The 12019-nt window shown below is 75.2% G+C and carries 5 protein-coding genes; all 5 read left to right on the top strand.

The window, feature by feature from the left end; translation table 11 throughout:
* Positions 1-78: 78 nt before the first annotated feature.
* A complete protein-coding gene (locus ABD211_RS11070; RefSeq protein ID WP_344129020.1) occupies positions 79-948 on the top strand; it encodes a DUF4132 domain-containing protein in 870 nt (289 codons plus the stop codon).
* The gene (locus ABD211_RS11075) at positions 945-5729 is read left to right on the top strand and encodes a hypothetical protein (RefSeq protein WP_344129022.1); all 4785 of its coding nucleotides are present in this window, start codon (positions 945-947) and stop codon (positions 5727-5729) included. Before ABD211_RS11070 ends, ABD211_RS11075 begins: the two co-directional genes overlap by 4 nt.
* The gene (locus ABD211_RS11080; RefSeq protein WP_344129024.1) at positions 5726-10477 is read left to right on the top strand and encodes a hypothetical protein; all 4752 of its coding nucleotides are present in this window, start codon (positions 5726-5728) and stop codon (positions 10475-10477) included. Before ABD211_RS11075 ends, ABD211_RS11080 begins: the two co-directional genes overlap by 4 nt.
* Entirely contained in the window at positions 10474-11601 is a 1128-nt protein-coding gene (locus tag ABD211_RS11085) for an ATP-binding protein (protein ID WP_344129026.1), read from the top strand. The genes ABD211_RS11080 and ABD211_RS11085 overlap by 4 nt, the downstream gene beginning before the upstream one ends.
* Positions 11582-12019 (top strand): DUF5682 family protein (locus ABD211_RS11090; RefSeq protein WP_344129028.1); only part of this gene is annotated, 438 nt, incomplete at its 3' end. The genes ABD211_RS11085 and ABD211_RS11090, both read left to right, overlap by 20 nt.

A 12019-nucleotide genomic window follows, 5' to 3' on the forward strand; every position in this document is an offset into this window, starting at 1 on the left:
GGCGATGGCAGAATCCGGCATCGCCTGGGACGGGTGCGACAGGTGTGACTCGACTGACGATTCTGGGGAGGGGTGCGCGTGGGGTGGTTGCCGACAGCGGACGGGTACGAGGTCACGCTGCAGGGAGGTCGGGTGGTGTGCCGCACCGACAAAGGTAAGCAGCTCAAGAGCCTGCCCAAGGCGCTCAAGGAGGACGAGGTCGTCGTCGGGCTGCGCCAGCTCGCCGAGTGGCTCGCCCGCCACGAGACGAGCTGCCGAGCCGAGGTCGAGCGCTGGATGATCCGCTCGTTGCCGGTGCCGGCCGAGGTGCTCGGTCGGGTCTGGGCCGACGAGGCGTGGCGGGCCGCGCTCGCCGACGCGGTCGTCGTCCCCGTCGACGAGGCGGGTGGGTGGGTCCTCGACGACGCCGGGTTCCTGCGCGAGGCCGACGTGACCCGCGGCATCGGCGTGGTCAACCTCGACGGCGAGTCGGTGTGGCTCGACGCCGCCCAGGTCGCCATCCCGCACCCGGTGCGCCTGGCCGACCTCGACGACCTGCGCGAGTTCGCCGCCGAGCTGGGTGTTGCGCAGGGCACAACGCAGCTGTTCCGCGAGATCTGGCACAAGCCGACCGACCCGGCCGAGCAGTCGCGCGCCCAGAGTGAGTACGCGGGTGGCCACTTCGCGGAGCTGCGGCACCTGACCAGCCGGGCCACCAAGCTCGGCTACCCGATCCGGGGCGGCTACGCCACCTGCCGAGTCTGGGAGAACGGGGCTCTGGTCACGGCCACCGTCTGGGTGGGTTCCGACGACCCGAGCTACGAGACCCAGACGGGCGATCTCGCCTTCACCGACCCGCAGGGCGAGCCCCTGCCCAACACGGCGGTCGGCCCGGTGGCCTGGTCCGAGGGCATGCGCATGGCCGCCGGCCTCTACGCGGGCCGCGTCGTCAAGGAGGAGTCGGAGTGAGCGCACTTCTTGAGGCCGGGGCGATCCTGCCCGGCGCAGCGCCGGCGGAGCGGTCCATCGACGCCATCACCGCCCGGGTCTATGAGCACCCCGCGCTCGAGGGTCGCACCGTCGTGCGGCTCGTGCCGGGGACCCTCGGCCAGGCCGAGGACCTCAGCATGGAGTTCCTGGGCTTCGCGGCCGGCGCCGAGCCGGTCGCCGTCGGTCACGGTCGCCGCCAGGCACTGGGTTTCCCGGCCTGGGCGCTGGTCAACGACCCGGACAACGGCCGGCACGCGCTCGCCCTCGTCAAGGACATGGAGCGGCTGGCCCGGGTGGCGAAGTCCAAGCCGGGCAACGCCAAGGAGGGCTACGACGCGCTCGCGGTGCGCCTCGGCGCCGCCGCCCCGCACTTCCTCCCGACGTACTGGGAGCAGGCCGGCCGCGCGTTCATCGCCGCCGAGAACCCCAAGGGTGCCGGCACGTGCTTCGCCGCCGCGCGGCTCGCCGAGCAGGTGCACGGCCTGCCCGTCGACGAGGACCGCCTGCGCGACGTGCACCTCGAGTTCGCCTTCGCCGGCGCGCTCACCGCGAAGGCCCTGAGCGAGTACGCCCGCCAGGTCACCCAGCGCCGACCCGCCGCCGAGGCGTACGACCTGGTCCGCACCATCGCGGTGCGCCGCGTCGCCGGCGGCCTGCCGCCCTACGTCGGCATGGCCGACGACCTCAAGCGCCTGGCCAAGGCGGCCGGACTCACGCCCGACGCGGAGGCCGAGTCCGTCATCGGCGAGCTGATCGGCTACCCGGCCGTCGGCAAGGCGCACGACAGCTTCTGGAAGTCGTACCGGCCGGCACTGCTGCGCCTGACCCGCCGCGACCCGGCCGCCCGCAGCCGGCTGCTCGGGCTTCTGCCCGACCCGCCCGGCTACGGCAAGGGCGCCACCGAGACGTGGCTGGAGCTCCTCGACGAGGCGGGCGCGCTCGACGCCCTGCGCTCGCCGGCCACCGCGCCCGCGGCGGCGGCTCCGGCCGGTGGCGTGGCCGTGTGGACGCAGCGCTTCCTCGACCACCGCAGCCGCGGCTGGGGCTGGCGGGGCCGCTCGGTGCGGTGGACCCTGCTGTTCGCCGAAATGGTCGACACCATCCGCGACGAGCTGGTGGCCAGCGGCGGCGAACTGCGGCTCGGCGCCGAGAACTCCTGGTTCGCCGAGCTCGACCTGCTCGACCTCTGCCTCGCCGCCGGGGTGCCGGTGAAGGGCCCGGAGCCCGGCGCCGTCAACCGGAACCGGCTCCAGGTGAACACCTGGTTCGGCGGGTCCGACACAGGTCGCCGCGACCTGGCCGCGATCGCGGCGGACCCGCGGTTCCTGCCGGCGCTCATCAGCGGGCTGCGCGACTATCTCGGCGCCAAGCGCGAGGCGGAGAGCGGCGAGCGTCGCGCGAACGCGCTCCGTAAGCGGGCCACGTGGACGCTGGAGCACGCCGGGCTGCGCACGGCCGCGCGGACGTGGCTCGCCACGGTGGGCGAGCGGGTCGGCTCGACGCCCACGGTGCTCACCCTCGCCGACGCGCTGGACGAACTCGCTCCCCTGTGGACGTACGACGGGTTGTCGCTCACGCCCGACATGTTCGCCGGGCTGGCCGCGGCGGACCCGGCCGAGGCGCTGGCCCGGGTGCTGCGCGGCGGTCTGCCGTCCGAGCTGAGCTGGCCGGAGCACGAGGCGACCTCGACGGATGTCGGCCAGGCCAACGAGCAGGATTCCTGGCCGTTCCTGGTGTTCAGCGCCACCGCTCGGGCGGTCGTGCTCGGCCCCGACGGCGTCGTGCTCGACCACGCCTACCGCACGCCCCGCGACGTCAAGCTGCACTCGTACGACAAGCTGCGCGCGGGCGCGTTCGTCGACGGCGAGCTGCGCGTCGACTGGTCGAGCGGCTGCTACTGGTCCGGCCGGCCGACGGAGACGCTCGGCGGACACCACGGCTGGGGCTACGGTTCCTGGTCCGGCGGCGGCCTGCCGCTGCCCGAGGGCGGGCGGACCACCGGCGAACGGCCGCTGCGCGTCGGCGACGCGACCGAGCCGCACGTCTTCAAGGTCATCAGCGACGGCGAGGCGTACTGGCGCTACGAGCCCACCGCCGCGGACGACAACGCGCCCGACTGGCGCGAGTACGACCCGGCGACGGGCACGCCCGGCCGGCGCAGCCTGCCGGCGTTCTTCGCGGTCGACCTGGCCCCCGGCGACCGGCTCCGGTCGGACTGGAGCCACCTGCGGCCCGCGCCGGAGGCGTACGCCGGCTCGCCGCTGGGGTGGCGGGACGGCCTGGTCGGCTGGCGGGTCATCCAGCACGCCGACGGCACGTTCACCGGCACCGGGATCGACGGCCGGTCGGCCCGCTGGGCCCCGATCGACGACCCCGACCAGTACGGTCAGTTCGTCGGCGTCTACCGGTTGCCCGGCGACGACCGGCTCCGCCCGGCGACCTACGGCGGCACCGGCGGCCGCAACTCCGGCACGCTCGTCACGCTGTGGGACGTCGACGGGCGCCAGCCCGCCGCCCGCTGGTCGACCGGCCCGGGTCTGCCCGCGCCGACGTACCTGCACGCGCTGCGACCGCGCGACGAGGCGGGCTCCAAGGCGCTGCGGTCGGCCGACGCGTCGCTGGCCGCGCGGCTGCTGGCCGCGTGCGCCGACGCGGACGTCAAGGACGTGCTGACGTCGGCCCGCAAGGCCGTCGCGGAGCTGCTCGGTGAGATCACGGACCGGAACCTCGCCGAGGCGGTCGCGTGGTCGGTGAACGTGGCCGAGCGGACGCGACGCGTCCAGCGCGGGCTGGCCGACCTGCTGGCCGAGCGCCCGGATCCGTCCGGGCCGGTGGCGGCCGCGGCGTCGGCCGCGCCGGTCCGCCTGCCGGTGTCGGAGTCGGAGCTGTCCCGGGTCGTCACCGACCTGGGTGCGGCCGACGGCAGCCACGGCCGCACCGGCAACGGCCAGATGGCCGAGCAGATCGCGCGGGTCGCGGCGCTGCTGACGGCGGAGCGGGGCACGGCCGCCGAGATGCCGGTGGCCGCCACGACGTGGGCGTGGGCCCTGCCCCGGCTGGGCGCCTTCGTGGTCCGGGCCGCCTCACCGCTCACGCCCGAACACGACCGCAAGGCGTTGACGGGGCTGCTGCGGATCCTGGCCAACTTCGGGCACATCGGCGCCGACACGCGGCTGCGGGTCCACAACGTCACCTGCCCGGCGGCGCTCGTGGACGCCAACGGCGGGGCGGTCCTGCACACCGACACGTCCACCTTCGTCATCCTGGCCGGCCCGAACCAGTACTACAGCGACCGCGACCAGTGGGAGCGCACGGCGGTGGAGTTCAGCCCCACGGGCACGTTCCGCGTCCCGGACAAGGTGATGGTGAAGTCCACGCGCACCTTCACCGGCTGGGGCGACCCGGCCCGCCTGGCGGCCGTCGTCGAGCAGCTCGACCGCGACGGCGTGGCGCCGCTGCCGACCGAGGCCTTCGACCGGCTCGCGGCGGCCACCGGGATCAGCCGGTCGGAGGCCGCCCTGCTGCTCGCCGGCCTGCCGCGGCTCAACTCGTGGGAGGCCAACTTCCTCACCCCCGAGGAGCGGGGGCTGCTCGGGCTCCGGGCGGACACCCTGCGCGCCGCCCGCGACTCGCTGCGGTCGCTGCCGGCCGTTGACCGGTTGTCCCTGCTGGATGCCGCCATGCCGGCCGACCCGGCCGACCTGTGGCGCACCGGGCCCGACGTCGACGGGGTCGCCCGGCGCTGGGTCGAGCTGTTCGGCGTCGCCACCCCGGTCTCCGACGAGCTGCTCGCCGAGGCGAACCGGATGCTCGACCGCGACGGCGCGGACACCGTCCGGGTCCTCGCCCGGCCGACCCCCGGCGACTGGCTGCACACCGACGGGGTGTCCAAGGCCGAGGGGTGGTCGGTCACCACGAAGGCGCCGTCGGGCACGCCGTTCAACGACAGCCACCTGCGGGTTGCCGCGACGGCGTTGCCCTGGCTGGCGTACCGGCTGCCCGCCGGCGACCCGGTGCGCGCCTCGCTGCCGAAGGCGTACCGGTTGGTGCGGGAGCGGCTGGGCAACGAGAAGCTCCTCGTCGGCGCGGCGCACCTCGAGCGCGCGATGGTGCCGCCGGGCATGGCGGCGTTGGTGGAGGGCCAGCACTGGGAGACCTACGCCAACTACTACCTGCGGCCGGCCGCGCTGTCGGGCGTGGACGATCCGGCGTTGGCGTTCATGGACGGCGGGCTGGGGGCGTGCGTGCGGCTGGTGCTCGGCGAGCAGTTCGCCGCGACCATGGCCGCGATCGAGAGCGAGTCGCTGCCGGCCGGGCGGTTCGCTCAGGACCCGACCGTCAGCGTGCCCGACCTGGTCGGGGCCGTCGCCGCCGAGTACCAGCTCGACGCCGACGCCGCGGCGTACTATCTGCAGCTCCTTGCCCTTCCCGACCCGACCGACAAGCGGGTCGCGGAGTGGAACGGATGGAAGCCCGCCCGGCTCACGGCCGCCCGCAAGGCCCTGCTCGGCACCGACCTGGTGGTCGAGGCGAAGCGTGAACGGGCCGGGCGCAGCGTGTTCCTGCCCGGCGGCTGGCTGGCGCTCAAGGCGCCGGACCTGCCCATCGAGGCGTGGAAGACCGGCCTGGGCGCCGACGGCAGCCTGCCCGGCGGGCGGGTGCTCGTCACCTCGACCGTGCCGGAGCTGTTCCGGGCGTCGTGGGCCCGGGTCGTCGCCGGCGACCTGCCGCGCTACCACTCCCTGTCGGAGACGCGGTGACGACCGTCGCGGAGGCGGGGGCGATCCTGCCCGGGCCGCCCACCGCCGACCGGTCGCTCGACACGATCACGGCCCGGTCGTACGGCCATCCGGTCCTGGCGGACCGGACGGTCGTGCGGCTGGTGCCGGCGACCCTGGGGCAGGCCGAGGATCTGAGCCTGGAGTTCCTCGGCTTCGCCCCGGCCGTCGAGCCCGTCGCGGTCGGGCACGGCCGCCGGCAGGCGTTGGGCTTCCCGGCGTGGGCGCTGGTCCACGACCCGGCCAACGGCCGGCACGCGCTCGCCCTGGTCAAGGACATGGAGCGGCTCGCCCGGACGGCGGTGACCCGGCCCGGCCTCGCCAAGGAGGGCTACGACGCGCTCGCCACGCGCCTCGGCGCGGCCGCGCCGCACTTCCTGCCGACGTACTGGGAGCAGGCCGGCCGGGAGTTCCTCGCGGCGGAGAACGCGAAGCTGGCGGGCACCTGTTTCGCCGCCGCCCGGCAGGCCGAGCAGGGCCACGGCCTGCCGGTCGACGAGGACCGGCTGCGCGACGTGCACCTGGAGTTCGCCTTCGCCGGCGCGCTGACCGCGAAGGCGTTGAGCGACTACGCGCGCCAGGTGGCCCTGCGCCGCCCGGCCGTCGAGGCGTACGAGCTGGTCCGCACGATCGCGGTGCGCCGGGTGGCCGCCGGGCAGTCGCCGTACGTGAGCATGGCCGACGACCTCAAGCGGCTGGCGAAGGCGGCGGGCCTCGACTCCGACGCGGAGGCCGAGTCGGTCATCGGCGACCTGCTCGCCTACCCGGCCGTGGGTCGGGCGCACGAGGGGTTCTGGAAGTCGTACCGGCCGGCACTGCTGCGCCTGACCCGCCGCGACCCGGCCGCCCGCAGCCGGCTGCTCGGGCTTCTGCCCGACCCGCCCGGCTACGGCAAGGGCGCCACCGAGACGTGGCTGGAGCTCCTCGACGAGGCGGGCGCGCTGGACGCCCTGCGCTCGCCGGCGTCCGCGCCTTCGGTGGCGGCGCCGGCCGGCGGGGTGGCCGCGTGGGCGCAGCGTGTCATCGACAACCGGGGCCGCAGTTGGCGCCGCCAGGGGCCGGCGCCGCGCTGGAACGCGCTGCTCGCTGAGCTGATCGACACCGTCCGGGAGGATCTCCTCGCGCGCGGTGCGGAGCTGCGGCTCGGCGTCGAGTCGTCCTGGTCGGTCGACCTCGACCTGCTGGACCTGTGCCTCGCCGCGGGCGTGCCGGTGCAGAACCCGGCCCTCGACGACGAGGACGGCGAGCTGCGGTTCGACCTCGACGACTGGTTCGGCACCGACGCCAAGGACCGTCGCGACCTGGCCGCGATCGCCGCCGACGCGCGGTTCCTGCCGGCGCTCGTCCGCGGACTGCGGGACTACCTGGAGGCGGAGCGCGGGGACGGGAGTGCCGAGCGCCGCAGGAAGGCTCTGCGCGAGCGTGCGACCTGGAAGTTGGACGCCGCCGGGTTGCGGACGGCCGCCCAGGCGTGGCTCGCCGCCATCCCTGGCCGGGTCGGGTCGGCGCCCACTGTGCTGACGCTCGCCGACACGCTCGACGAGCTGGCTCCGCTGTGGACGTACGACGGTCTGTCGCTCGCGCCGGACGTCTTCGCGGGGCTCGCTTCGGCCGATACCGCCGACGCGCTCGCCCGGTCGCTGCGCGCCGGCCTGCCGGCCGAGCTGGGCTGGCCCGGGCACGCCGCGGCCGCCGCCGAGGTCGGTAGGAGCAACGACCTGGCGTACTGGCCGTACCTGGTGTTCGGTGGCAAGTCACGGGCGGTCGTCCTCGGGCCCGACGGCGTCGTGCTCGACCACACCTACCGGACGCCACAGGGGGTCAAGCTCGATTCCTACGACAGCCTGAGCGCGGGTCCGTTCGTCGACGGGCAGCTCCGGATCGACTGGTCGGACGGCTCCTACTGGTCGGGTCGGCCCACCGAGGCCCTGCGCGGCGACCACGGCTGGGGCACCTCGTGGGTCACCGGTTGCGGCGGCGTGCCCCTGCCGGGAGGCGGTCGGACCTTCGGCGCCCGTCCGCTGCGCGTCGGCGACGCCACGGATCCCGACCACGAGTTCGTCGTCAGCGACGGCGTCACGTACTGGCGTCTGGATGATGGTGACGACGACATCGAGTTCTGGCGCGAGTACGACCCGGCGACGGGCGCGCCCGGGCGGCGGAGCCTGCCGGCGTTCCTCGACGTCGAGCTTGCCGCCGGCGACAGCCTCCATGTTCGGTGGAGTCACCTGCGCCCGGCGCCGGAGGCGTTCGCCGGCTCCCCGCTGGGCTGGCGCGACGGCCTGGTCGGCTGGCGGGTCATCCGGCACGCCGACGGCACCTTCACGGGCACCGGGATCGACGGCCGGTCGGTGACGTGGGCACCGGTCGACAACGACGACGAGTTCGTCGGCGCGTTCCAGGTGCCCGGCGACGACCGGATCCGCCCGGCGACCTACGCCGACAACACCGTCACGCTGTGGGACGTCGACGGGCGCCAGCCCGCCGCCCGCTGGCCGATCGGTCCCGGCCTGCCGGCGCCCACGTTCTGGCACGCGCTGCGACCGGTCGACGAGGCGGGCTCCAAGGCGCTGCGCGGGGTCGACGCCGCCCTGGCCGGGCGACTGCTGGCCGCCTGCGCCGGGGCGAAGCCCAAGGGTGTACCGGAGGCGGCGCGCAAGGTCGTCGGCGAGCTGCTCGGCGAGATCACGGACCGGAAGTTGGCCGAGGCGGTCGCCGCGTCGGTGACCGTGGCCGAGCGCACCCGGCGGGTCCAGCAGAGCCTGGCCGACCTGCTGGCCGAGCGCCCGGATCCGTCCGCGGAGCCGGCGACCTCGCCCGCGACCGTCGCGGGTCGGACCGTGGCGCCGCCGGTGATCGAATCGGAGCTGATCCGGGTCCTCAGCGACCTCGGCGCGACCGAGGGTCACCACCACCGCACCGGCACCGCCACGATGGCCGAGCAGGCCGCGTCGGTCGCGGCGCTGCTGACCGCCGGGTCGGGCGCGGGCGATGACCTGCCGGTGGCCGCCACCGCGTGGGCCTGGGCGTTGCCGTGGTCCGGTGCCCTCGTCGTCCGGGCGGCGTCGCCGCTCACGCCGGACGTGGACCGCACGGCCCTGCTGGACGTGCTGCGCGTCGTGGCCGGCTTCGGGTACGCCGGAACGGACGCGCGGCTGCGCGTCCTCAGTGTCACCTGCCCGGTCGACCTGGTGGACGGCAGGCGCGGCGCGGTCGTGCACACCGGAACGTCCACGTTCGTCGTCCTGTCAAGCCCCAAGCGCGACCAGAAAAAGCTGGTGCGCACCGCCATCGAGTTCAGCCCCACGGGGACCTTCGCCGTGCCGGACGGGGTCGTCGTGAAGGCCGCGCGGACGCTCACCGGCTGGGGCGACCCGGCCCGGCTGGCCGCCGCCGTCGACCTGTTGGAACGCCACGGCTCGGCCCCGCTGCCGACCGACGCGTTCGACCGGCTCGCGGCGGCTACCGGCATGAGCCCTTCGGAGGCGGCCCTGCTGCTCGCCGGCCTGCCCGGCCTCAACACGTGGGAGAACAACTTCCTCACGCCGGAGGACCGGGCCCGGCTCGGGCTCAAGGTGGACACCCTGCGGATGGCCCGCGACGCGCTGCGGCAGTTGGCCGCCGCGGACCGGTTGGCGCTGCTCGACGCGGCCATGCCGGCCGACCCGGCCGACCTGTGGCGCGCGGGCCCCGACGCCGACGGGGTCGCCCGGCAGTGGATCGAGCGGTTCGGCGTGGTGACGCCCATCGCCGACGAGCTGCTCGTCGAGGCCGACCGGATGCTGGACGACGGCGCCGCGACGATCCGCGCCATCGCCCGGCCGACCCCGGCCGACTGGCTGCACACCGACGGCGTGTCCGAGCCCGACGACTGGAGCGTCACCACCAGGGCGCCGTCCGGCGCGCCGTTCGAGGAGGAACACCTCCTCGCCGTCGCGGTCGCGCTGCCCTGGCTGGCGTACCGGCTGCCGGCCGGCGACCCGGTGCGCGCATTCCTGCCGACCGCGTACGAACTCGTCCGCGAGCGGCTGCGCAACGGGAAGCTCCTGGTCGGCGCCGAGGAGCACGAGCGCGAGAAGGTCCCGCCCGGCATGGCGGCGCTGGTCGAGGGCCAGCGCTACGAGGACGAGGCCAACTACCACCTACGGCCCGCCGCGCTGTCCGGAGTGGACGATCCCGCGTTGGCGTTCGTGGACGCGTCGCTGGCCGCCTGCCTACGGCTGCTGCTGAGCGACGGGTTCGCCGCGACGATGGCCGCGCTCGGGAACGAGTCGCTGCCAGCCGGGCGGTTCCCCCAGGACCCGACGGCGAGCGTCCCCGACCTGGTGGCGGCCGTCGCGTCCGGGTACGGCCTGGATACCGACGCCGCGGCGTACTATCTGCAGCTCCTCGCTCTTCCCGACCCGACCGACAAGCGCGTCGCCGAGTGGAACGGCTGGAAGCCCGCCCGGCTGGCGGCCGCCCGTAAGGCCCTGGCCGCCACCGACCTGGTCGTCGGGGCCAGGCGCGAACGGGCCGGGCGCAGCGTGTTCCTGCCCGGTGGCTGGCTGGCGGTCAAGGCTCCCGATCTGCCCATCGAGGCGTGGAAGACCGGCTTGGGCGCCGACGGTAGTCTGCCCGGCGGACGCATCCTCGTCACCACCACCGTGCCGGAGCTGTTCCGGGCCGCCTGGGCCCGGGTCGTCGCCGGCGATCCCCCGCGTTACCACTCCCTGTCGGAGGCACGATGACCACGACCGCACGGCAGATCGACCCGCCGGAACACCGCTTCGCCGAGGAGCTGGAGTTCCTGGCGGCGGCCGACACCGGGCCGCGCCCGCCGGGCTGGCGGCTCACCCCGCGCGCGGTGGTCACCTTCATCGCCGGCTCGCAGGGCAAGCCGGTCGACGGCGCCGGCAAGGCCAAGCAGGTCATCGAGCCGAAGTTCGTCGGCGAGCGCGCGCTCGTCGAGCGGTGCGTGGTGACGCTCGCGGGCGAGCGCGGCCTGCTGCTCGTCGGCGAGCCCGGCACGGCCAAGTCGATGCTGTCGGAGCTGCTGGCCGCCGCCGTGTGCGGCACCAGCGGCCTGACCGTGCAGGGCACCGCCGGCACCACCGAGGACCAGTTGCGCTACGGCTGGAACTACGCGCTGCTGCTGGCCAAGGGGCCCAGCCGCGAGGCGCTGGTCGCCTCCCCGGTGCTCGCCGCCATGACGGCCGGCGCGGTGGCCCGCGTCGAGGAGGTCACCCGCTGCCTGCCCGAGGTGCAGGACGCGCTGGTCTCCGTGCTCTCCGACCGGCGGATGGCCATGCCCGAGCTGGCCGGCATCGACGACGCCGTCGCCTACGCCGCGCCCGGGTTCACCGTCATCGCCACGGCCAACCTGCGCGACCGGGGCGTCTCGGAGATGTCCGCGGCGCTCAAGCGCCGGTTCAACTTCGAGGTCGTACCGCCCATCGCCGACCTCGACGCCGAGATCGCCCTGGTCCGCCGGCAGGCCCGCACCTCCGTGGAGCGCGTCGGCGCGGCCTTCGAGGTCGACGACGCCGTCCTCGAGACGCTCGTCACCGTGTTCCGTGACCTGCGCACCGGCCGGTCCGTCGAGGGCTGGCAGGTGGAGCGACCGTCCACGGTGATGAGTACGGCCGAGGCCGTCGCCGTCGCGGCGTCCATCGGCCTGGCCACGGCCTACCTGCCGGGCAGGGACCCGCTGTCGCTGCTACCGGGTCACCTGCTCGGCGTGGTCCGCAAGGACGACGAGTCCGACCAGGCCCGCCTGCTGGCGTACTGGGACGGGCCGCTGCGGCGGCGGGCCACCGAGGGCGGGCGCATGTGGAAGCAGCTGTGGGAGCAGCGTGACGCCCTCCACGCCTGATGTGACCGGGGCGGTCGACGCGCTCGCCGCCTGCGAGGAGCCGTACCTGATCGGCGTCCGCCACCACTCACCCGTGGTGGCGGCCGCCGTGCCGGCGTTGCTCGAGGCCTACCAGCCCGACCTCGTGCTGATCGAGCTGCCCGACGAGCTGGGGGAGTGGCTGCCCTGGCTCGCCAACCCGGAGACGGTCGCGCCCGTGGCGCTGGCCGCCGCGCGCGGGGCCGACCCGCGCAGGGGCGGTGACGACGACGGACCGGTCGGGTTCTACCCGTTCGCCGACTTCTCGCCCGAGCTCGCCGCCGTCCGGTGGGCGGGCACGGCCGGGGTCGTGATGGCGGCGGCCGACCTGCCGCTCGGTCACCCCGGCTGGCAGGCCCGCCCGGCCCACGTCGACAGCGCGGTGCCGGGCGTCGACGAC

This window comes from Luedemannella flava (assembly GCF_039528515.1).
Taxonomy (GTDB): Bacteria; Actinomycetota; Actinomycetes; order Mycobacteriales; family Micromonosporaceae; genus Luedemannella; species Luedemannella flava.

Bases quoted from the DNA above. Each gene is read 5' to 3' on its own strand.
- ABD211_RS11085 (WP_344129026.1), top strand. From the start codon at position 10,474: ATGACCACGACCGCACGGCAGATCGACCCGCCGGAACACCGCTTCGCC.